The following is a 22237-nucleotide window of genomic DNA, read 5'->3' as shown; positions in this document are numbered from 1 at the left end:
AGCTGGATTAATTTCCCGGAATGGCTGCGATTAATTTTCTTGTGTATTCTGCTTTCGGCGCATTAAATATCTGCTCGGGGAAACCTTCTTCTTCGATTTTTCCTTTGTTCATCACTAAAATACGGTCTGAAATGTGTTTAACAACAGCAAGATCGTGGGAGATGAAGATATAAGTGAGTCCGAATTCTTGTTGCAGATCTCTGATCAGGTTTAAAACCTGTGCCTGTACCGAAACATCGAGAGCAGAAACCGATTCGTCGCAGATGATAAATTTAGGTTCTAAAGCCAAGGCCCTGGCAATCACCACACGCTGTCTTTGTCCGCCGCTAAATTCGTGTGGGTAGCGGTTAAAATGTTCTTCTTTTAAACCTACTTTATTGAGTAATTCTAGTACCTTCTGTTTGCGTTCGGTATCGTTGCGGTGTAGTTTATGCACCTGTAAAGGTTCTAAAATAGATTGACCGATGCTTAACCGTGGATTTAAAGAAGCATAAGGATCCTGAAAAATGATCTGGATATCTTTCCTTAATTTACGCAGATCAGTTTTGCTGATGTGCGTAATGTCGTTGCCGTTAAAAATAATCTGACCAGAGGTCGGTTGGATTAATCTTAAAATGGTGCGCCCCAAAGTGGTTTTACCACAACCCGATTCGCCTACCAACCCTAATGTTTCTCCAGGGAAGACTTCAAAATTTAATTGATCAACAGCTTTAACATAATCAGTGGTTTTTCCGAATAAACCGTTGCTGATGGGATACCAGGTGCAGAGATCCTTTATCTGGAGAAGCGGTTTTTGTGCATATAATTTTTCCCTTCTTGCTGCAATTTCAGTAGCGGTTAACTGGTTTGAGGCCTGCAAATGCGCGGAGGCATCGTCAATTTTGCCGGTAAGGAAATCGGCCACCACAGGTAATTTTTTTAACTGCAGGCTAGGGGAAGGGCGACAGGCAAGCAAACCTTTGGTATAAGGGTGTTGAGGATTCTCGAAAATGGATTTTGCATTACCCTGTTCTACAATTTCGCCTTTGTACATTACAGCAACTTCGTCGGCAATTTCGTTCACCACACCTAAATCGTGCGAAATAAAGATCATCGCCATATTCCGTTCTGTTTTCAGTTTTAAAAGCAACTGAAGTATGGTTTTTTGAACGGTTACATCCAAAGCAGTTGTGGGTTCATCTGCAATCAATAATTTTGGATCGCAGCTTAAAGCCATGGCAATCATTACCCGCTGCTTTTGTCCACCGGAAATCTGATGCGGATAACTATCGAATATTTTTTCGGGACGGGGTAATTGTACCTCGTTAAAAAGGTCAATAGTGTGTTTTTTTGCTTCGGCTTTATCCACTTTTCTGTGCAGCATAATGGCTTCTGCCACCTGATCGCCACAGGTAAAAACAGGGTTGAGGGAAGTCATGGGTTCCTGAAAGATCATTGAAATCTGATTTCCCCTGATCTGGCGGATTTCATTAGTATCAAGGTTAAGCAGACTAACATTCTCAAAATCGATATCACCCGTAATTTTTGCAGCTTTTTCGTCGTGCAAGCGCATAATAGAAAATGAGGTAACCGATTTTCCGGAGCCAGATTCGCCTACAATACCTAAAACAGTTCCTTTTTTTACGTTAAAACTGATCTGTTTTACAGCTTTAAACCAGGTTTTTTCATCCTGGTTATAAAAATCGATATTTAGGTTTTCAACGTTTAGCATCAGATTTTAGTAATCAGGAGTTCTTTTGAGCCTGTTTCTAGGCTATTATATTCATCTAAATGAAAATGATGGTCAACCGGAGTTTTATCCTGTGCTAAAAAGAGTAAGTGTTTTGCAAGAGAAACCAATCCTTCTTTATTAGCTGCAATAATAATTTGATTTTCGGTTACTTCAGTTTTGATGATAAATCCATCCTCCCAACTAAAAATCATTCCTCTTTCTTTGGAGTATTCTGGAATATTTAATTCAATTTTCATTACGTTACAATGGTAATGTTTTCTGCTGAAATTATATCCATTCCCTTAAATTTTAATAACACCTGTGCGGTAGTAATTACATCTTTCTGGCAATAAGTGACAATCCTTTCCAGATTCTTTTCTTCATAATAAACCTGCCGTACCTGCGAACCGTTAATGTCGTCTTTTGGAGTTGGGATATCCAAAATAGCTGCCAGCAAGTTTAATGATGTGAAATGTTTGTAATCGCCGAATTTCCAGAGTTCCATGGTATCGATATGGTTTACTTCCCATGGTTTTTTGCCGGAAAGTTGCAGCTGAACGGGAATTTCTATACCATTAACCAATAACCGGCGACATAGATAAGGGAAATCGAATTCTTTTCCATTGTGTGCACAAAACACCAAAGTGGGTGCTTGTTTGCTTAGTAAACTGGAGAACTGTAAAAGCATTTCCTTTTCATCATGACCAAATATAGATTTGATTCGCAGGGCGTAAGATTGTTCCTGTACATTAAAAATTCCCAGACTAATGCAGATAATTTTACCGAATTCGGCCATGATGCCTGCTTTTTCGTAAAATTCTTCAGGACTTTGGTCAGAACTTCGCTGATAATGTGTTTTTTGTTCCCAAAGTTCCTGGAAATGTGGGGGTACATCCTGAAATGACGGGTATTGCGGAACAGTTTCGATATCGATAACCATTACCTGATTGAGATCTAACGTTTTTAGCATACATAAGTAGTTTTCAATAAACAATTTACAATTTTCATTTCATAATCCTGTAGATAAATAATTTAACATAACAACAATATTCTATAGCTTTGATTATGGCGATAAGTAAATTTGAACAATCTTTAGCAGATGGCGCTCACAAACAATTGCAACGATTAACTGGAAATTGGAAAGGAACAACCAAAACCTGGTTCGAAAAGGATGTGCTGGCAGATGAATCTCCATCTGAAGCACAAATTACGTCTATTCTAGGCGATCGCTTTATTTCTCTTGATTATCGGGGAAGTTTGGAAGGAAAAAATTTTATGGGCAAAATGATTATCGGTTTCGACATTCCGTATCAAAGATTTACGACGAGTTGGATGGATAGTTTCCATACAGGCACTCAGATAATGCTTTCGAGCGGCGAAGCTATAATAAATGGTTTCTCGGTTTTTGGCGAATATGGGAGTCCGGAATATGGTGAACAGCTCTGGGGCTGGAGAACGACATTGGAAATTATTAGCGATGATGAATTTGTATTAACCGCATACAATGTTTCACTTGAAGGGGAAGAGGCAAAAGCGACGGAAACGGTTTATAAGAGAAAGTAAAATTTATGTAGATCGTCATTCCCAACTTGATTGGGAATCTTAATGATGATTGTGAAATGCATTAAGATTCCCGCATGCGCGGGAATGACGTACATAAAGAATTAAAATAAACCTGGCGCTGCCTGATTGGCCATCACCGGGATTTTTAAATCGGTTCCAACCGCTTTATTTAGTTTTTCGGTGGAATAAGCAGAAAATAATGGAGAAGAAAGTTCCACATTCTGGTGCACAAAAAAGTATAGGTTCTGTAAACCCTGTTCTTTCCAGCTTACAATCCTTTCGATCCAATCATCTAAGCGTTTTTTGTCGATTTCATCATCATTAGCACCTACGAAACGTATAAAAGCCGTTGGAGTGGTTAAACGCATGTGCAGCATGTCTCTTCTGCCTGAAGTATCAACAATGATGTTGGTTATACCGTTATCTTCGAAAAGTTTGGCAAATTCGTTTGCAATGGCGGGGTTGGTAAACCATTCTGTATTCCTCACTTCAACGCCCAGTGGAATTACCTTTGGAAATTCATTGATCACGATTTTTAACCTTTCAAAATCTTTGGGTTTAAAATTATCATGAAGCTGAAGAAAAGCCATACCCAGTTTATCTTCAAAATTACTGATGGCATCGCAATATTGCTCAACAGGTTCTTTAACGTTAATCAATCTTTTAAAGTGACTGATGGTATTGGTGAGCTTTGGGAAAAATTTAAAATCTGCAGGTGTTTTTTGCGTCCACGTAATTACCTGTTCGCTGGTTGGCATGCCGTAAAAGGTGGCATTTAGTTCGATCGAATTAAACTGGGTTGAATAGTAGGTTAATTCATCCTTGGTTCCTTTCGGATAAAAACCTTTTAAATCGGCTTTATTCCATTTTGCACAGCCTACAAATGCCTTAAAATCCTGTTTAGGTTTATTTGTTGCTAAAATTGATGCTGTTTCAGGAGCATCTGCAGGAAGGGTATAATCTATAATCGAAGGGTCGTCTACTTTACCGAATTGCATTTTAAAAGGTTTTAAGTGTAAGGTAAAAGGCTAAGCCAAAAAAATACCTGAGCTTATTCAACTGAGGTATTTATATATTGTAAAAATAAGAAACTTGTGCTTTGCTTTAGCTTATTGTGGAAAGTTTATCTTGCACGCAGTCAATTATGACTCATTTATTTTTTGAGCGGAGTATAACAAAGCTGACCTAATGTCCTCTTTTTCTAATACAGGATGTTCCTCCAGGATTTGTTCTTCATTCATACCGGCTGCCAATAATTCAAGTATATCAGAAACTGGAAACCTTAACCCACGTATTGTAGGTCTTCCACCCATCAAACCATTTGTAGAAGTGATCCGATCAAATAATTTAATCTGTTCTTGCGCCATACTCAAATATAAAAAAAATACCCCAGTTTAAAAACTGAGGTATCTATGTAATGTGATATAAAATTTTATTTTTCGAACATTTTACAAACTGTAAGCTCCCACTGAAAACTAAACTAGTAACCCAGTATCTTCAGCACTTGCTTACTGTTCTGCTCTTCCCCAAAAACCTCAAAATTGAAGCTTTCATCACGGTTCCTGCGAATCAGTACATGTTTTGGGCTAGGCAATAAACAGTGATGGATACCACCGTAACCACTTAATACCTCCTGGTAAGCCCCGGTATGGAAGAAACCTAGATACTGTACTTTACGCGTTTTTGGCATAAATACACTGTTCATGTGTGCTTCCTGGTTGTAATAATCCTGCCCATCGCAGGTAATACCGCCTAAGTTAACACGTTCGTATTCCGCATCCCAATTGTTGATTGGTAATAAGATGTATTTTTGGTTCAATGCCCAAACATCAGGTAAATTGGTAATAAAAGAACCATCCAGCATCAACCAGCGTTCGCGATCATTCTGTTGTTTACGTCCCAATACCTTATAAAGGATACCCGATGCTTCAGCTACGGTATATTTACCAAATTCTGTAATGATATCCGGTTCCATTACTTCGTGAATGGCGCAAATTTCTTTAATCCTTTTCACAATTTCGTTTACCATATATTCGTAGTCGAAATCGAAAACCAATGAATCTTTAAATGGCATACCGCCACCAATATCCAGGGTATCTAAATCAGGATTGATTTTTTTGAATTTGCAATAAAGCGTTACATATTTCTCTAACTCGTTCCAGTAATATGGCGAATCGGTAATACCCGAGTTGATAAAGAAATGCAACAATTTAACCCTGAAATTAGGATTATGCACGATTTTATTGTTGTAAAAATCGATAATGTCTTCCATACGTACACCCAAACGCGAAGTATAAAACTGCGAATCAGGCTGCTCTTCTGCCGCGATACGGATACCCAGGTTACAAGGCGTATCAATATCCACCTCATCATCAAAAAGGTTAAATTCCTCTTTGTTATCTAAAACCGGGATAATATTGGTGTAGCCATCATGCAACATATCAATAATATATTGCTTGTACTGGTAGGTTTTAAAGCCGTTGCAGATAATGGTGGTATCTTTTGTTAACACACCTTTTTTCTCCAAAGCATCAACCATTGGCATATCAAAAGCCGAAGAAGTTTCTAAGTGGATGTTGTTTTTTAAAGCTTCCTCTACAATATGTTTAAAATGTGAGCTTTTTGTACAGTAGCAATACTTATAATCGCCACGGTAATTGTTCTTTAAAATAGCGGTCTGGAAAAGAATCTTCGCCTGCTGAATCTTCTTACTTACCATCGGTAAATACGTGAAACGTAGGGGAGTACCGTATGTTTCAATCATTTCCATCAGGTTTAAATCCTGAAAATATAATTCATCATCTATAACATCGAAACCCTCTTGCGGGAAACCAACACTTAGATCAAGAAATTCTGAGTAACTCTGCATTTACTTTTAAATAATTTTTGCAAAAATGTAATTTTAAATCGAGAATTAATCTTTAATAAAAATATTTTTACTGTAGAGAAACGGTTAGGCTAACTACAAAATTTCAGCACAAATTGTTTTTACGAAAAAATAGGGTAGATTGTTTTGTTAATGCTTTGTAGTACAGTTAGATAAGGAATTGGGTTTTGCTTAATGATTTGGAAAGCAGGTTTCTGTTCTTATAGGTTGTGGTTGGCCCTGCTCTCCACTTTATCCCGAAGAAAATTCGGGATGTTCGTTCCGGTCAGGTTTATTGAAATTAGGGCAGTGCTGCTATTTGAGGTTTAATAGCGAGTGCCCTTTCTCTGCATATTTTCCGTGTTCTCCGTGTTTCCGTGGCAAAAATAAACATAGTTCGTGGAGACACGAACCATGGCGGACGGGTGTTTTAGTGATTTGGAAAGCAGGTTCCTGTTTTTATAGGTTGTTATTGGCCCTGCTCTACACTCTATCCCGAAGAAAATTCGGGATGTTCGTTCCGATCAGGTTTATTGAAATTAGGGTAGTGCTGCTATTTACGTTTTAATAGCGAGTGCCCTTTCGCGGCATATTTTCCGTGTTCTCCGTGTTTCCGTGGCAAAAATAAACATAGTTCGTGGAGACACGAACCTTGGCGGACGGGTGTTTTAGTGATTTGGAAAGCAGGTTCTTTTTTTTATAGGTTGTGGTTGGCCCTGCTCTCCACTTTATCCCGAAGAAAATTCGGGATGTTCGTTCCGATCAGGTTTATTGAAATTAGGGTAGTGCTGCTATTTACGTTTTAATAGCGAGTGGGATAATTTTTAAAGAAAAAGTTGTCATTGCTTCGTCGGCTGAAAAAGCCTTCTCGCAATGACGGAAAACTAATTTACCTGGCAAATGTATCTCCGCCAGCATACATCTTTTCTGTGTTCTCCGTGTTTTCGTGGCAAAAACAAAAGTGGTTCGTGGAGACACGAACCACGGCGAAGGAAATTTTTTTAGCCTTTAATAATTTCCTCGTTTCTCTCAAGGTCAGTTTTAAATTTTTCAGCCCATTCTTTTAAGCTCAACGCTGTTTCCTCTTTTTCATCATCATATACAATCCATGCATTTGCATCTGTTGAGAGTTTAATCAGTGTTTCTATATCACTCTCTGTAATGTAAGATTGTCCAAATTTTCTTTCTCCATTTATTACTGCATGCCATAAGGCATATTCTAAATTGCGTATCCAACCTGCAGAATAGCAATATTCTGAAATTTCACTCATGAAATCTGCCAATTTCAATTCTGTTTCTGTTAAATCCGATTCCATTTAAATATAAAATTAGGATATTATTTTCCGTGTTTTCAGTGCATCTGTGGCAAAAATAAAAATGGTTCGTGGAGACACGAACCATGGCGGGAATTAATCTTTACCTGGCAAATGTATCTCCGCGAGCATACACCTTGCACTGCCACCACCATTTTTTTCGATGGTGTAAAGTGGGGCATAAATAATTCGGCTATACTTTTCAAGTGCAGCAATTTGCTCAGCATCTAATGATAAATAAGCCTGTTCAGACATTACCAATAAACTTTCGCCGGTTGCATTGCTTACCTGCAGCATGTTACCCGCAAATTTGTTCATCTGCTCTAAACTGATCTCTATAATTTCTTTTCCTGTACCTTTTAAACTGATGGTTACATTTAATCTTTCTTCAGAATCTTTAATTGAATCGAGACAGATCACCGCAAAACGGTCGCCGATGCACATCATTACATTGGTGTGGTAAATTGGGAAATTTGTAGCATCAACCGCCTGAAAAGCCACGGGCTCATATCCCGTAAGCATACAGAAATTGTTCAGCACTTCTGCATCGGTGCGTACACTTAAACAAGCATAAGCAATTTTATTGGTACGGTCTAATACCATACTTCCAGTGCCCTCTAAAAAAGCATATTGTTTCTCGTAAAAGCTTAAATCACTAATGTGGTTTACCTCGAATTTGTTTTTTAGTCCATCCAAAATTTCATTGCGGCGCTCTAACCTGCGATTTTCGGAAAACATGGGATAAAGGTATACCGAGCCATCCTCGTGAAAGGAAACCCAATTGTTCGGGAAAATAGAATCCGGCGTTTCAGGTTCTAACGTATCATTCACTACAGTAACATCGACATCATTATTGCGCAAAAGATTAACAAAAGCATCAAATTCTTTTAAGGCCTGTTCTTGTACATCGCTATCTGCAGATGCAATTTGGAACATGTTATTTCCAGCCGTTTGCTCGTTGAATTTAAAATCAACAGGGCGGATCATGAGGATATGGTTTGTCGTTTGGTTCATTGGTTCACTTGTCATTTGTTAATTGGTCATTTGTTCACTAGTTCATTTGGGGGGCTGCTCATTGGTTCATGTTGATCATTATACTAGGCGTTTAAGCCTATACACCACAACAAATGAACCAATGGCAAATGAGCTACTGAACTAAATCATCCCTCAATATTGGCAAACTCATACAATGGAAACCACCGCGTGCACGTGATAATTCTGCCGAAGGCATTAAAATCAGTGTATCGGTTATCGTTTCGGCGCTTATTTTGCCGCTTTCTAAATCCCGGATCAGGTCTTTCACGTCAACCACATCAAATCCGGCAGCTTTAAAAGCTTCAACGGTTTTATCGTTTCTATCGTAGCCTAAAACCACACCTTCTTTAATGGCCAAAAGATTGCAGGAATCTGTCCATTGCTCACGCGAATCGTAAGGGAACTGATTATTTCCACTGTAGATAATTTTGGTCGGTTCGCTGCTTTTTAAGTCGTTCTGACTAATATCATTCAACAAAGCTTCTACATGTTCGAAATGTTTTGGCTCCTGTGGATTGGCTTTTGTAAACTGAATGGCAGTAGTTGCTTCCAGTTTTTCGGGCTCTTTTAAAAAATTAATCGGCTCATAAGGATTGTATTTTGGAGAATGTGCAATCGAATTTAAAATTACCCAGGTATTGCGTTTCACCTGCGTAAAAACAGTGTCCAGGTGCATATAATCGCGTTTGCTTGGTATTTTTACTACCGTAACTTTTTCTACCACATCCTGATCGAACAACAATTTAATGGCTTCGTTTGCACCATGTTCAGAGGTTCTTTCACTACAACCAATCAATACGTGGTTTGGACTTACCATCATCACATCGCCACCTTCTAAGGTGGTGCTGAACGCAGGTTCGTCTCCGGGACGTAAGAAGTGCATGGTTACGTCCGGAATTTCCAGAATGTTATCGCGATAAGCTTCGAACAGCGGATGGTTGAAGAAAATATAACGCATTAGGAGCGTTTCGCGTACACGTGCTTTTTTAGCAGGTTTGTTTAACAGGACATGATTATTGATCGTAATGCCCACATCCCTGGTAAAAATCAGATTGGGGATCGGCGCAAAAATCATGGTATCGTTGGCCAATGTACCGGAGATAAAAATCTCGGCCAATTGTTTAGGATCAGTATTGGTTAACTCTAACTGTACTTTATAGGTACAACCTTCTATGGCACATACGGCCGCAACCAGTTTTTTCCGGATGGATTCGTTTTCGAGCATTTCGCTCAGCAGGTTCTGAATCTCGATGACAGATTTAGAATTGTGGAAATCAGGGTGATTGGGTTTATAAAAATTACGATCAGACGCTTCTGAATCTATTTCGTCCAGTTTTCCTTTAATCTTATCAGGATCAAGAAAATACATCAGCAGTTTTATATAATAATCGTATTCGCCCTTACGGATGGTATCTAAATGTACAATATCTTCAAAAAGCCAATCTTGTGCTTTAGAAGGTACCACTTTGCCCAAACCACTGTCCGGACTATGTATTAATAATTTACGCAACCTGCCGATTTCGGTGTTTACGCTCACTTTAAAATTTGGGTTTTGCTCGCTCATAAATAAGTTAGTTGTTACAAATCTATTAGAATTTTTGAGAGTCTGAAAGTCCGTGGTCCGAAAGTCGGAAGATATAGTTTGAAAGTAGATGGTCTGAAATTTTGAAGCCTAATAAGTTTTATGTTACAGGCATCCTGTCTTCCGACCCCGGACTTCGGTCTCCGGACTTTTTTATTGCAAAGAACTAAATATAATAAACCTTATTGTAGCGGCAGCTCCCGATTCCTTCAATCGGGACTATAGCGAAAAGAAGGACTATCGGCACCGACAGGCACTACAGTACCTTTCCAAACCCCTTAAAACACTGAAAATTGAAATTTTAGCTGAAAAATCTTCAGACTTCGGACTCCCGACTTCGGACTTTTTTCTCTATTTTTGGCACATGAATTTTATTATTGCCGCAACACAGAAAGCCATTCTTGAACTTTATAAAGAAGAAGTTGCTGAAAGTGTAATCAACATACAAGATACCCGTAAGGAATTTGAAGGACAGGCAACGATTGTTGTTTTTCCGATTACTAAAATTTCGAAGAAATCGCCTGAGCAGACTGCAAACGAAATTGGAGAATACCTGGTTGCCAATGTAGCCGATGTAACCAAATTTAATGTGGTTAAAGGCTTTTTGAACTTAAGTATTGCCGAAAGTTATTTCTTAAAACAGTTTAACGAAGAAATTTTAAAACCCGATTTTGGTGTATATGCACCGAATGGTAAAAAAGTGATGGTAGAATATTCTTCTCCAAATACCAATAAACCGCTTCACCTGGGCCATGTGCGTAATAACTTGTTGGGTTATTCGGTTTCGGAGCTGTTAAAAGCCTATGGTTACGATGTGGTAAAGGTAAATCTGGTTAATGATCGTGGTATCCACATCTGTAAATCGATGTTGGCCTGGCAAAAATGGGGCAATGGCGAAACACCTGAAAGTACTGGTTTGAAAGGCGATCATTTAGTTGGAAAATACTATGTGATTTTTGATAAAGAGTACAAAAAAGAAATTGATGCTTTAAAAGCGGAAGGACAAACTGAAGACGAAGCGAAGAAAAATGCACCGTTGATTAAGGAAGCACAACAAATGCTTTTGAAATGGGAGCAAGGTGATGAGGAAGTGGTTTCGCTTTGGAAAACCATGAACGAGTGGGTTTACGCGGGTTTTAATGTGACTTATAAAAACCTGGGCGTAGATTTTGATAAATTCTATTACGAAAGCAATACCTATTTATTAGGAAAAGGTACGGTTGATGAAGGTTTGGCCAAAGGCGTTTTCTTTAAAAAAGAAGATGGTTCGGTGTGGATTGATTTAACTGCTGATGGTTTAGACCAAAAACTGGTTTTACGTGCTGATGGAACTTCGGTTTACATTACACAGGATTTGGGTACTGCCGAAATGAAACACGACGATTTCAATATGGATGAGTCGATTTATGTGGTTGGTAATGAGCAGGATTATCATTTTAAGGTGTTATTCCTGATTTTGGAGAAACTGGGCAAAAGCTGGGCAAAAGGTTTATACCATCTATCATACGGAATGGTTGATTTACCGAATGGCAAAATGAAAAGCCGCGAGGGAACCGTTGTTGATGCAGATGAACTGATTGAAAGCATGGTAACCACCGCCCGCGAGAAAACAGAAGAATTGGGTAAAACCAACGATTTTAGCGAAGAAGATAAAGAAGAACTATATAAAAATATTGGTTTAGGTGCCTTGAAATACTTTTTATTAAAGGTTGAACCGAAGAAACGTTTATTGTTCAATCCTGCTGAAAGTATCGATTTTCAGGGAAATACTGGTCCGTTTATACAGTATACGCACGCGAGGATTAAATCGTTGTTAAGTAAAACCAATTATCAGTTTGCGGTTGGCAGTGAGCAGTTTTCGGGTATATCGGAAGTAGAATTGGAAATGATCTTACAATTGGCTAAATATCCTGAAGAAATTGCGATTGCAGCTAAGGCTTATAGTCCGGCAAGTTTGGCCAACTATTTATACGAACTGGCGAAGCTGTTCAACAAGTTTTATCATGAGGTACCGCCGATCGTAAAAACCGAAGAGGGTGATGTGAAACAGTTCCGTTTAAATTTAAGCAAGAAAACTGCTGATATTATACATGCAGGGATGTTGATTTTAGGGATTACTTCGCCGGAGCGGATGTAAGAAAGATGGATTACGGAAGAGGTGAGATGGAAGATGGGATGGGCGCTTGAATATGCGTTATCTCGACTGTAGTGCAACGGAATGTCTGCCAGTACAGGTGGGGAGAGATCTACAAACTCTTTAGCAAAAAGATTCTTACTGCGTTCAGAATGACAGTAAAAAATAAAAAAGCATCGCAAGGTTAAACCTTGCGATGCTTTTTGTTTTCTGTTAAAAATTAAACAGTTGTAACGCTCAATTTAAAAATCCCATCTAAGGCAGTTACTACACTTTCCGCTTTTAAATACGCTAAGCAGGTTAAGTTTAATTACAGCTTACCTGTGCGTGTTTTCTTTTTAAGCGTGGTTTTCGGAACGATTTTGAGATTTGCCTACGATGCGTTATTAAAATAAGATAATCTTAGTAGATTTGTTTATCTATGATTAGGTTAACGTTTAAATTTATTCTCGCTTCATTTTTATTTGCGATTTTTATCCTTTTTTCTTTAGACACTCATGCAGAGGTTTTTATTGTAACTTCAAACGCAGATGCTGGTTCGGGAACTTTAAGAGATGCATTAATCAAAGCGGCTGCTAATGGCAGTACCGATAAAGACTTTATTCATTTTAATTTAGCAGATCAAAGTGAAGGCGGAAGAACAATAACCTTGTTAAGTCAATTGCCAGATGTTTCTTCAAATCTGGATATCGATGGATCGACACAAACTGGAATTGTTTTTGGTCGCAGTACAGCTAAAATTCAAGTTATAGCGGCTTTTACCTTTCAGAACTCCTATATTGGTCTTAATATCAATACTGTGAATGATGTAGGTATTTATGGTTTGTACATTCGGAATATCACAGTTTTTAATCTTTCTTCGGGTGTAATATTTGAGCGGGTAATAGGTGTCGCGATGACGGCATCAAAAAATATCAGGTTAGGTGATGTGGGCAGGGGTAACGTAATTTGTGGTTTTAATCGTGATCTGGCCTCAAATTTTCGCCTGTCATCTAATAACGACAGTTATGTTGAAAATTTTTCGATGAAATCTACTTTCCTGGGTGTGGAAGCCGATGGTTTAACGGAACCTCCGCGGACAAATGCCTTGCAATCATATAATGCGTACATGCAAAATCTATATGGCATTGTAAATATTGGAGATGGTACGCCAGGAGGACAGAATGTAGTTGCTAAGGGTTTTTATGTCAATCAAATTAACACCGGGCAATATGCAGATCCAATATATACTACTCCGGCATTTATCAATTTCAAATACAATATTCTTGGCAATAATTTAGATTTGAGTGTAGCTAATAATTTAGCTGCTAATGCGGGTATTTACATTGGTTCCAGTGCGCCTTACACGTTGAGCACCATTAAAATTGAAGATAACGTTGTTGGTGGTTCAACTGCTATTCAACTTAGCGGAGTTAAAAATCCGGTGGAAATTAAGAGGAATTATATTGGCGTAAGCCGAAATCTCATTAAAATAACAAATGTTCAGACTGGTATTTTTGTTTACTACGTTGATAAAGTACAAATAGGAGGTGATAACCCTGCTGATGCAAATTATATTGGGTATTGTAAACCCATTAACGTGTGGCCAAATACTTCTGCTGCAATTAATAAAAACAGTTTTTTTTGTACAACGAATTCTTATCCCATGATTTTAGATAATTATGGAATGAGAACTCCACCAAAGGTGGAGATTACCGGTACAACTGCTAGCACTTTATCTGGTACGGCTACACCAAACTCAACAATAGAACTTTTTTACAGCGACTTGTGTGGAACATGTTCTCCTGAAACCTATTTTGCCACTGCAGTAGCGGACGCGAGTGGAAATTGGCAATACAGTGGTGTACTATTAAGATCGGTAATTGCATCAGCTACATTAAATGGTATAACTTCCGAATTTACCCGAATCAGGGTTGATGTTTCGGGCGTTAAAGTTATTAATACATGCGGTAGTACTGGCTCTATTACAGGTCTGTTGCCCTTAAGTGCCTCATACGTAGAATGGCTGGATGCTACAGGAAATGTTGTGGGTAGGGGAAAAGATCTTTTAAATGTGCCAATTGGTACTTATCGGTTAAAGGCAACCAATGGAGATTGTAGTGAAGTAACACCGTGGTTTGAAATTAAAAAGGGATTGATAACAAATGCCACAAATGTTCAGACACGAAATCCAGCTTGTGGTACCGGTGGCAGCATCAGCGGTTTACAGGTTGTAAATAATACTTCATCACCTACAGTTTATAGTTGGAAAAATGAATTGGGTACAGAAGTAGCTACAACACTAAATTTAACCAATGTTACACCAGGAAAATATACTTTAAGCATATCCACATTGGATAATAGTTGTACAGATACTTATGGGCCGGTTACCTTAATTACTACTACCGGACCAAACATTAGCCTGCTTTCCCTATCAATAAAGCCAGCTAATTGTGGTACAAATTCTGGCAGCATTACTGGAATTATAGCAACTGGAAGTGGCACTTTGACTTATAAATGGAAAAACGGCAACAATGTGCAGGTTGCAAGCATTAAGGATTTGGTAAATCAGCCGCCCGGCAAATACACTTTAGAAGTTTCAGACCAATCTAGTTGCGGAGCAGTAATTACACCGGTCATTACCATTCCGGATGCCAATGCCATTACCATTGATGATAGCCAGAAACAAGTTTTCAATCCTAATTGTTCCGGTAGTAATGGAAGTATAAAAGGTTTGCTGATAACCGGAGCTAATTCCTATACCTGGAAAAATATTGGTGGTCAAGTAGTTGGTAATCAGTTGGATTTGGATGGTGTGCCTTCCGGAAGTTACCAGTTAACAGCTTCAAATCCGTCATGTAATAAAACTTATGATCTTACCTTAGTTACGCAGCCAAATTTGATCGATGCCAGGGGCATTACAAAAATAATTACCGATGCCTCTTGTGGATTAAATAATGGAAAAATCATAGTTACGATGCAAAATACAAGCCATCTGCCAAAAAGTTATAGATGGGAAGACAAATCGGGTAACACTGTTGGGGGTAATACGGCTGTACTTGAAAATGTTGATGCTGGAGATTATAGTGTTTATGGAATAGATGATAATGGTTGCGAAATATATCTGATTACTTACAGCATTAAAAGACAAGCTGAACTTGCTTTAGTAAATAGCAATGTTCGTATTGCAGATGATAATTGTAATCAAAGATTGGGAAGTATTACTGGAATGCAAATTAGTGGTGGCTTTGCACCTTATAGCTATAAATGGACTAATAGCGCTGGTATTCAGGTTGGCAATAATTTAGACATATACAATTTACCCAAAGGTAATTATAAACTGGAAGTTACTGATGCTTTAAATTGCTCGCCATTGATTTCGAATGTTGTGGTAGATAATCTTACCAGCCAAATTACAGCACCAACTGTTACACCAATTCAACTTTGTTCACCGGGTGAGGCAACTTTGCGGGCAAGTGGATCGATAAAAGCCACCAGCTATGCCCTTTATGAAAGTGAGGAGTCTTCATTTCCTATAGACGTTTCTGTTAGCGGGATTTTTAAAGTTGATGTGAGAGGTGATAAAAATTACTTTATTGCTCAACGCATCGGCGATTGCGAAAGTATAAAATTGGAAGTGAAAATAACAGTAGGCTTATCAGGATTAACTGTAGCAAATTCGATTTCACCTAACAACGATGGTATTAATGATATTTGGAATTTGAAGGGTATTGAAAATTATCCCAAGGCACAAATTCAAATTTTTAATAGAGTTGGAAACAAAGTTTATGAATCTGTGGGATATAACATGCCATTTGATGGAACGATTAAGGGTTCCAGACTTCCGGTAGGTGTATATTACTATATCATAAAATTAAGTCAAGCGTGTGAAATAGTTACAGGCTCGATAACTTTACTATATTAATATTTACCTGGTAAGCAAAAAAATAAATGCAACATCTTTAATTGGTGAATTGGTATAATATATAATGTAAAAAGGATTAATAAAAAAAGCATCGCTAGTTTAATCCAGCGATGCTTTTTGTTTTCTATTTAAAGACTAAAGACTAAAGACTATTTCCCTTCAATCCCCGATTTCGTTGCAACAGGTTTCTTCTTTCTAAAAGTTGCAAATGTCATCGGGCTTTTGGCCGGACGTTCATCGCCCAGCAGTACACCCCATTGTTTAAATGATTCGGTACGGTCGAAGATAACTTTGAGTACAGCTACAATTGGCAAAGCAAGGAACATCCCGGAGACGCCTGCAATGCTTCCGCCAATAAATACCCCAAGGATGGCAAACATAGCATTTATTTTTACTTTAGAACCTACAATCCTTGGCATCAGGATGTTGTTATCCAGAAACTGAACAAAGGCAATCACACCTAAAACCGTAATTACCGGCCATAATTCCTGTGAGGAGGTAAGCGTTAATAATACGCCGATTACATTACCTATTAAAGCCCCTACATAAGGAATCAGGTTTAAAATAGCGAAAATTACGCCTATTAAAAGCGCATGTTTAATACCGATTAACATTAATATCCCACCCAATAAAATGGTCATATAGGTAATCTGGATCAGTAAACCAATGAGGTAACTTTTTATGATCGATTCAGTTTCATAAATGGCTTCTTTTACTTTTGGATGGTCATCGGTTTTAAACCACATAAAAATGAAGCGCAATAAAATGTCTTTGTAAAAAAGCATCAGGTAGATGTAGATCGGTAACAGGCCGATAAATACAAAAATACCACTTAGCGTTACCGCGGCACCTCCTGCAAGCGAAGTGCCCATGTTCATCAGGTCGTCGCTTTTGCCCTGGATAAAGGCTTTTTGTTGTTTATCATCATAATGCGTTATCCTGCTGATCCAGTCGCTTAAAGAGTTAATGTGCTGTGTTACATTGGCTTTGATCTGTGGAAAATCTTTTACCAAAATACCGATCTGATTGGAAAAGAACCAAACTATTAAGGCAACAAATAGCGCAACCAATAATATTGGAAGGATAATGGCCAACGTTTCCGGAATTTTTTTCCTTTTTAAAAAGCGGTAAACGGGCAATAACATAATGCTGATGAAAAAAGCCATCAACATCGGCATTATGATGTCTCTACCGATTACCATCACCGCTACAATGGCCATAAGGCCCAATAATTCAATAGATCGTTTAACGGTTAGGGGCAAATTGTTAGTCATAGAAAAGTTTATCTGATTAGGATTTAAACACAGTTGTTGTAAAAAAGTTTTATTGCGATGTAAAACGGAAGAGGTATGATAGATGATGTTGCGTGTTTAGCGTATTGCGCTTGGTGTTAAGCGTGAAAGGTAGGGAGTCGGTAGTCCGGAGTTAATGAATCGAATGTTACAAATTAACCACTAGGCTATCAACTATCAAACTATTGAGCAATGAACCAACAACCCAACTTCAAAAAAATTACTTCCCTTACACGATATACCGACAGATTAGACTTATTTTTGCAGCTTTAATACAACACATGAATAACGATCAAGATACCATTATTGCTTTATCTACTCCTTCGGGTTCGGGGGCTATTGGCGTAATCCGCCTGTCTGGTCCTGATGCGATTTCGCTCACCAATACCGTTTTTGCCGGAAAGGATTTAGAAAAGCAGGCTACGCATACTTTACATTTTGGACTGGTTAAAGATGGTGATCATATTATTGATGAGGTAGTTGCAGGATTGTTTGTTGCGCCTAAATCGTACACTAAAGAAAACGTGGTCGAGATTTCCTGTCATGGGTCTAATTACATCATCCAGCAAATTATTAATCTGTTGATCAGCAAAGGGGCACGTGCAGCCAAACCTGGTGAATTTACTTTACGTGCTTTTTTAAATGGTGCTTTCGATTTAAGTCAGGCAGAAGCTGTGGCCGATTTAATCGCTTCAAATTCGAAAGCTTCGCACGATGTGGCCATGCAACAGATGCGTGGTGGTTTTGCCAATGAGTTAAAAGGCCTGCGTGAACAATTGATTCATTTTGCTTCGATGATTGAACTGGAACTGGATTTTGCGGAAGAAGATGTGGAGTTTGCCAATCGAGAGCAGTTGAAAAACCTCGTGAACAAAATCAATTACGTTTTGCAAAGGTTGATTTCCTCTTTTGAAATGGGGAATGTGATCAAAAACGGTGTTCCGATTGTAATTGCCGGTAAACCTAATGTGGGGAAATCTACCTTACTTAATGCTTTATTAAACGAAGAGCGTGCCATCGTATCCGACATTGCAGGTACCACACGCGATACCATTGAAGATGAACTGACCATTGGCGGCATTGTTTTCCGTTTTATCGATACCGCCGGAATCCGCGATACGGCCGATATTGTTGAAGCTTTAGGGGTAGAGCGTACTTTAGAAAAAATGAAACAGGCTAAACTGATCATTTATATGGCCGACGCTGATCAAAGCCTTTCAGAAATTAAAGAACAGGTGAGGGGCCTCGAACAATTGGCTATTCCTTACCTTATTCTGGTTAATAAAGCCGACCTGATCTCTGCTGATCAACGCAAAACTTTCGAGGGTTTAAACGCTGTTTTTATATCTGCAAAAGAGAAACAGGGTATCGATGAATTGAAAACAATCTTGCTGGAGCAGGTAAACCTCCACCATATCAATACCAGCGAAACCCTGGTAACGAACATCCGCCACGTAGAGGCCTTAAAACAAACCGAGCATGCGCTGCAAAGGGTATTGGCTAATGTTGATAATCCGGTTACTTCAGATTTTTTGGCCATGGATATCAAACAGGCTTTACATTACCTTGGGGAGATAACAGGGACGGTTACTACGGATGATTTGTTAGAGAATATTTTTACGAAATTTTGTATCGGAAAGTAACGACATCAAATAACCAAAAATAACAATAGATAAAATAATGTAATTGCCTGTAAATATGTGACTTGTCACTTTTTTTGCAGGTTTTTTTATTTGGATATATTGCGATGTTTTAAGTAAGTTTGTCCCTCAGTTGTCCCCCAAATTAAAATTTAATGTTTTAATCTCTTGCACTTTGTTAGATATGGAGAGATCATTTGGCTTAGCAACATTTATTCTGTCTTATTTAGTCTTATCAGTTAATAATGAAGTTATGAGCACCAATATTTCGGTTCCCAGAAGATGTGAATTTTGCGGTAGCCTCTTTATGGCTAAAACTACTGTAACAAGATTTTGTAGTCACAGTTGTAATAGTAAAAATCATAAGAGGAAGGTTAAAGAAGAGAAAATAAAGGCAAGTAAGGTTGAAACAATAGAACGTACAGTGGAAATAAAAAAGCAATCTGTAACGAAGGAATTTTTGAAAGTTAAAGATGTAGCAGATTTATTAGAATGTACACCCGAGGCTGTTTATGCAATGATTCACAGTGGACGTTTAAAAGCTACAAATCTTGGGATAAGAAAGTTCAGGATATTACGCGCTAATCTTTTGGCGATTTTTGAACAACCAAATACTTTACAGCCGCTCCCCTGAAAGTTAATAAAGTGAAAAATTCAGAAGATGAAATTTTGACTAGAGAAAACTGTTACTCAATAAACGAGCTGAAAAATATATTCAAAACTACAAGAGATGCCTTATATATTTTGCTCAAAAGAAAGGGGATTCCCAAAATCAAAATTGGAAAGGAAATTTTCTTTGATCAGCGTGCATGTGACCAACTCTATAAGAAATGGATACTACCTAAAGATCCTAGTATTTTAGCTAAAGATAAGGAGTATAATACTAAGCTTGCGTTGAAACCGTTGGATAAAAAGGATTGTTATACCATCAGGCAGTGTGAGGTAAAATTTAATGACAAGCGTAGTAATCTTTATAGTTTTTTTGATAGGAGGAAAGTTCCAAAGGTTAAAATAGGAACTGTAAATTACTATTCAAAAATAGCCGTTGATAGAGTATTTAAATCATTAAAAAGGGGGGATGGACAGTGAGCAAGGTAACATTAAGAAGTAAGAAAATAGGGAAGGGCAGGAAATCTTTATTCCTGGATATATATCCACCCGTAATTAATCCTGATACAGGGAAGTTGCAGAGAAAACATTATTTAAAGATATTTCTTTACGGTAATCCCAATACAACTCAGGAACGGTTTCATAATAAAGAGACCTTAGAACTTGCTAGAACAGAAGCAGCATTGCGTCAGGTAGACGTGCAGAATCTCAGGTTTGGGTTTTTATCCCAAAGAATGCTCAATGGTAATTTTATAGAATTTTTTGAATTAGAACGAAGCAAAAGACCTAATAACTCTAATAGTGACAACTGGAAAAGTGCTATTTCTTACTTTAAGGCATTCGTAGGTGAGAAAATTTTATTTCCGCAATTAAATGAAACGCTGTGTGAAGAGTATGCTGATTATCTTTTATCAGCCCCTGCAATTGGAAGAGCGGGAAGACCTATAAAGATTAATACGGCTTATAGTTATTTTGCTAAGTTTAAAGCTACTTTAAAGGTGGCATTTAAAAAAAGATTAATACCTGTTAATCTTGGTCAAATAATTGACAGCATTACTCCAGAAGACACACACAGGGAATTTTTATTTCAGGATGAACTTCAAATATTAGCTGATACTCCCTGCGACTCAGATGTAGTTAAACGCACGTCGCTTTTTTCAGTATTAACTGGCTTGCGTTTTTCAGATTGCCTTACGTTGGATTGGTCTGAGATAAGGGGTAGTAAGGGAAGATACTTTATTCAATTTTCTATTGATAAAACAAGGCAGGCTGAATATCACCCGATTTCTGACCAAGCTGTTACGCTGTTGGGAAATCGTGAGGTAGGTATAGTTTTTAAAGGGCTATCTTATCATTTAGCAGACAGGACATTGCCTGGATGGTTAAAAATGGCTGGAATTGGTAAGCATATTACTTTCCATTGCTTTAGGCACACCTTTGCTACACTGCAGCTTTTATTTGGTACTGACATTGTAACTCTTTCAAAACTACTTGGTCACAAAAATATTAAAACTACTATGATCTATGTGAAAATTGTAGATAAGCTTAAAAGAGATGCATCTGATAGAATTAGAATTATTTTAGACGATAAGTGGCTAAATCTAAAAAATGAAATCTTAGTAAAATCAGACAATATTCAATATGGTTGGAATAATCAAAATGTGACTTCTAATATTAAGCTAGTATGGGTACCAAATAGCTAAGCAGGCTGTTAATAAAGCCTTAGCGTTTAATTCTGGGCGGGAATCGAACTATTGATCTAAACCACTGGAATACTGTTGTTTGCATTTTATGAATCCAAGTACGCACGAATGACGCGTAAGTAGATAACATAAAATTTAGGCTGAACTTCTACGTAAAAATTACCTGCAATGTTTTCATTTAATGATACAAGCACTACAAATCCTTATCAGTATAAAGGTACATAATTTGTTTATCCTGATCAAGTGTGATAATTGAATCTTTAATCAAATAAGACATCAGGCTTTTTTAGTAATATACCGGCAGGAAAAACAGAATCTTTTATGCCATGTCCCAAATTATTAAAGATTTTTTTTTCACGTTAGTCATTAACAATTTTAATCTCATAAATCTTTTCTAGAAACGAATCAATTTTGTCGGCGCTATCTAGAGTTAGCAATTTCTCTCTTTGCTTTTGGCTGAGAACACACACACCAAAATTCTTAATGTAATTCTTTGCTATTGAAAAAAACTTACCAGAATAGGGTTTACTCGTATGCTTGATGTAGAACCAAAAAATCCTTGACATTAAAATCCTCTGTAATACTAAAAGATCGTCTACAGATTCGGAAATTATTGCATACCCGTTGTAGAAAAGTAAATCTTTTTCATCCGTAAAAACAAAGTACGGCTTATCAGAAATATAAGGAAATAAAAGCTTATTTCCACTAATTGTTAATGCTTGATTTCTCCCAAAAGCATACCACTTTTCGTAAGTCTTGTTCCCATTATCCCTCGATAAAAGCAGTAATTTATGCTTTTTCATATATTGATTGTGTATTTCGGTGAAAGTGACCCCTCTGTTTCGGGCCAAACTGGCCACCAAATTGATTATCGGATGATGCACA

General features: G+C 37.8%; 18 protein-coding genes. 7 read left to right on the top strand and 11 right to left on the bottom strand.

The window, feature by feature from the left end; genetic code table 11:
- Positions 1–7: 7 nt before the first annotated feature.
- The 3 genes from H9L23_RS12780 to H9L23_RS12770 are packed head-to-tail and all read right to left on the bottom strand — an operon-like array spanning position 8 to position 2681.
- Positions 8–1711 (bottom strand): ABC transporter ATP-binding protein, encoded by a 1704-nt coding sequence (locus H9L23_RS12780; RefSeq protein ID WP_187595313.1) that lies wholly within the window; start codon positions 1709–1711, stop codon positions 8–10.
- Positions 1711–1968: an Imm32 family immunity protein gene (locus tag H9L23_RS12775; protein ID WP_025146781.1), complete on the bottom strand. Its 258-nt coding sequence runs from the start codon at positions 1966–1968 to the stop codon at positions 1711–1713. The genes H9L23_RS12780 and H9L23_RS12775 overlap by 1 nt, the downstream gene beginning before the upstream one ends.
- Entirely contained in the window at positions 1968–2681 is a 714-nt protein-coding gene (locus H9L23_RS12770) for a 3'-5' exonuclease (RefSeq protein ID WP_187595312.1), read from the bottom strand. Before H9L23_RS12770 ends, H9L23_RS12775 begins: the two co-directional genes overlap by 1 nt.
- Before the next feature lie 95 nt (positions 2682–2776).
- Here H9L23_RS12770 and H9L23_RS12765 point away from each other — a divergent pair, with 95 nt between their 5' ends.
- Positions 2777–3274 carry a DUF1579 domain-containing protein gene (locus H9L23_RS12765; RefSeq protein ID WP_187595311.1) on the top strand — a complete coding sequence of 166 codons (498 nt, stop codon included), beginning with the start codon at positions 2777–2779 and terminating at the stop codon, positions 3272–3274.
- A gap of 101 nt (positions 3275–3375) precedes the next feature.
- On the opposite strand, the gene H9L23_RS12760 is transcribed toward H9L23_RS12765, so the two are convergent.
- From H9L23_RS12760 to H9L23_RS12735, 6 genes are all read right to left on the bottom strand, one after another.
- Entirely contained in the window at positions 3376–4272 is an 897-nt protein-coding gene (locus H9L23_RS12760; RefSeq protein ID WP_187595310.1) for a DUF72 domain-containing protein, read from the bottom strand.
- 144 nt (positions 4273–4416) lie between these two features.
- Positions 4417–4641 carry a DUF433 domain-containing protein gene (locus H9L23_RS12755; RefSeq protein ID WP_187595309.1) on the bottom strand — a complete coding sequence of 75 codons (225 nt, stop codon included), beginning with the start codon at positions 4639–4641 and terminating at the stop codon, positions 4417–4419.
- Between the two features lie 113 nt (positions 4642–4754).
- Positions 4755–6143, bottom strand: coding sequence for an arginine decarboxylase (locus H9L23_RS12750; RefSeq protein WP_025146786.1), 1389 nt, complete (start codon positions 6141–6143; stop codon positions 4755–4757).
- Between the two features lie 998 nt (positions 6144–7141).
- Entirely contained in the window at positions 7142–7456 is a 315-nt protein-coding gene (locus H9L23_RS12745; protein ID WP_187595308.1) for a hypothetical protein, read from the bottom strand.
- Between the two features lie 93 nt (positions 7457–7549).
- The gene (gene ctlX, locus H9L23_RS12740; RefSeq protein ID WP_246474937.1) at positions 7550–8482 is read right to left on the bottom strand and encodes a citrulline utilization hydrolase CtlX; all 933 of its coding nucleotides are present in this window, start codon (positions 8480–8482) and stop codon (positions 7550–7552) included.
- Between the two features lie 118 nt (positions 8483–8600).
- Positions 8601–10052 carry an arginine deiminase family protein gene (locus H9L23_RS12735; protein ID WP_187595307.1) on the bottom strand — a complete coding sequence of 484 codons (1452 nt, stop codon included), beginning with the start codon at positions 10050–10052 and terminating at the stop codon, positions 8601–8603.
- A gap of 382 nt (positions 10053–10434) precedes the next feature.
- Between H9L23_RS12735 and argS the strand changes: the two genes are divergently transcribed.
- Both argS and H9L23_RS12725 read left to right on the top strand, forming a co-directional pair.
- Positions 10435–12207 carry an arginine--tRNA ligase gene (gene argS / locus H9L23_RS12730; protein WP_187595306.1) on the top strand — a complete coding sequence of 591 codons (1773 nt, stop codon included), beginning with the start codon at positions 10435–10437 and terminating at the stop codon, positions 12205–12207.
- Between the two features lie 418 nt (positions 12208–12625).
- Positions 12626–16108 (top strand): gliding motility-associated C-terminal domain-containing protein, encoded by a 3483-nt coding sequence (locus H9L23_RS12725; protein ID WP_187595305.1) that lies wholly within the window; start codon positions 12626–12628, stop codon positions 16106–16108.
- A 149-nt stretch (positions 16109–16257) separates the two neighbouring features.
- Here H9L23_RS12725 and H9L23_RS12720 read toward each other — a convergent pair whose 3' ends face one another.
- Positions 16258–17382, bottom strand: coding sequence for an AI-2E family transporter (locus H9L23_RS12720; protein WP_187595304.1), 1125 nt, complete (start codon positions 17380–17382; stop codon positions 16258–16260).
- 299 nt (positions 17383–17681) lie between these two features.
- On the opposite strand from H9L23_RS12720, the gene mnmE reads away from it, so the two are divergent.
- The 4 genes from mnmE (at position 17682) to H9L23_RS12700 (ending at position 21352) form a co-directional block, all read left to right on the top strand.
- A complete protein-coding gene (gene mnmE, locus H9L23_RS12715; protein WP_187595303.1) occupies positions 17682–19043 on the top strand; it encodes a tRNA uridine-5-carboxymethylaminomethyl(34) synthesis GTPase MnmE in 1362 nt (453 codons plus the stop codon).
- Positions 19044–19293: 250 nt separating this feature from the next.
- Positions 19294–19674, top strand: coding sequence for a helix-turn-helix domain-containing protein (locus H9L23_RS12710; protein WP_187595302.1), 381 nt, complete (start codon positions 19294–19296; stop codon positions 19672–19674).
- A gap of 11 nt (positions 19675–19685) precedes the next feature.
- Positions 19686–20129: a hypothetical protein gene (locus H9L23_RS12705; protein WP_187595301.1), complete on the top strand. Its 444-nt coding sequence runs from the start codon at positions 19686–19688 to the stop codon at positions 20127–20129.
- Positions 20126–21352, top strand: a complete 1227-nt coding sequence (locus H9L23_RS12700; RefSeq protein WP_187595300.1) for a site-specific integrase — start codon at positions 20126–20128, stop codon at positions 21350–21352. The genes H9L23_RS12705 and H9L23_RS12700 overlap by 4 nt, the downstream gene beginning before the upstream one ends.
- Positions 21353–21711: 359 nt before the next feature.
- Here the strand turns inward: H9L23_RS12700 and H9L23_RS12695 are convergent, their stop codons facing one another.
- Positions 21712–22155, bottom strand: coding sequence for a hypothetical protein (locus H9L23_RS12695; RefSeq protein WP_187595299.1), 444 nt, complete (start codon positions 22153–22155; stop codon positions 21712–21714).
- Between the last annotated feature and the right edge of the window lie 82 nt (positions 22156–22237).

Source organism: Pedobacter roseus, from assembly GCF_014395225.1.
Taxonomy (GTDB): Bacteria; Bacteroidota; Bacteroidia; order Sphingobacteriales; family Sphingobacteriaceae; genus Pedobacter; species Pedobacter roseus.
Note: the sequence above shows the minus strand (reverse complement) of the source record. Positions and strands in the feature narration are given on the sequence as shown.

What these genes read in the sequence shown, in the direction of transcription:
- H9L23_RS12780 (WP_187595313.1), bottom strand. Translation starts at nt 1,711, where the DNA reads ATGCTAAACGTTGAAAACCTAAATATCGATTTTTATAACCAGGATGAA.
- H9L23_RS12775 (WP_025146781.1), bottom strand. Translation starts at nt 1,968, where the DNA reads ATGAAAATTGAATTAAATATTCCAGAATACTCCAAAGAAAGAGGAATG.
- H9L23_RS12770 (WP_187595312.1), bottom strand. Translation starts at nt 2,681, where the DNA reads ATGCTAAAAACGTTAGATCTCAATCAGGTAATGGTTATCGATATCGAA.
- H9L23_RS12765 (WP_187595311.1), top strand. Translation starts at nt 2,777, where the DNA reads ATGGCGATAAGTAAATTTGAACAATCTTTAGCAGATGGCGCTCACAAA.
- H9L23_RS12760 (WP_187595310.1), bottom strand. Translation starts at nt 4,272, where the DNA reads ATGCAATTCGGTAAAGTAGACGACCCTTCGATTATAGATTATACCCTT.
- H9L23_RS12755 (WP_187595309.1), bottom strand. Translation starts at nt 4,641, where the DNA reads ATGGCGCAAGAACAGATTAAATTATTTGATCGGATCACTTCTACAAAT.
- H9L23_RS12750 (WP_025146786.1), bottom strand. Translation starts at nt 6,143, where the DNA reads ATGCAGAGTTACTCAGAATTTCTTGATCTAAGTGTTGGTTTCCCGCAA.
- H9L23_RS12745 (WP_187595308.1), bottom strand. Translation starts at nt 7,456, where the DNA reads ATGGAATCGGATTTAACAGAAACAGAATTGAAATTGGCAGATTTCATG.
- ctlX (WP_246474937.1), bottom strand. Translation starts at nt 8,482, where the DNA reads ATGACAAGTGAACCAATGAACCAAACGACAAACCATATCCTCATGATC.
- H9L23_RS12735 (WP_187595307.1), bottom strand. Translation starts at nt 10,052, where the DNA reads ATGAGCGAGCAAAACCCAAATTTTAAAGTGAGCGTAAACACCGAAATC.
- argS (WP_187595306.1), top strand. Translation starts at nt 10,435, where the DNA reads ATGAATTTTATTATTGCCGCAACACAGAAAGCCATTCTTGAACTTTAT.
- H9L23_RS12725 (WP_187595305.1), top strand. Translation starts at nt 12,626, where the DNA reads ATGATTAGGTTAACGTTTAAATTTATTCTCGCTTCATTTTTATTTGCG.
- H9L23_RS12720 (WP_187595304.1), bottom strand. Translation starts at nt 17,382, where the DNA reads ATGACTAACAATTTGCCCCTAACCGTTAAACGATCTATTGAATTATTG.
- mnmE (WP_187595303.1), top strand. Translation starts at nt 17,682, where the DNA reads ATGAATAACGATCAAGATACCATTATTGCTTTATCTACTCCTTCGGGT.
- H9L23_RS12710 (WP_187595302.1), top strand. Translation starts at nt 19,294, where the DNA reads ATGAGCACCAATATTTCGGTTCCCAGAAGATGTGAATTTTGCGGTAGC.
- H9L23_RS12695 (WP_187595299.1), bottom strand. Translation starts at nt 22,155, where the DNA reads ATGAAAAAGCATAAATTACTGCTTTTATCGAGGGATAATGGGAACAAG.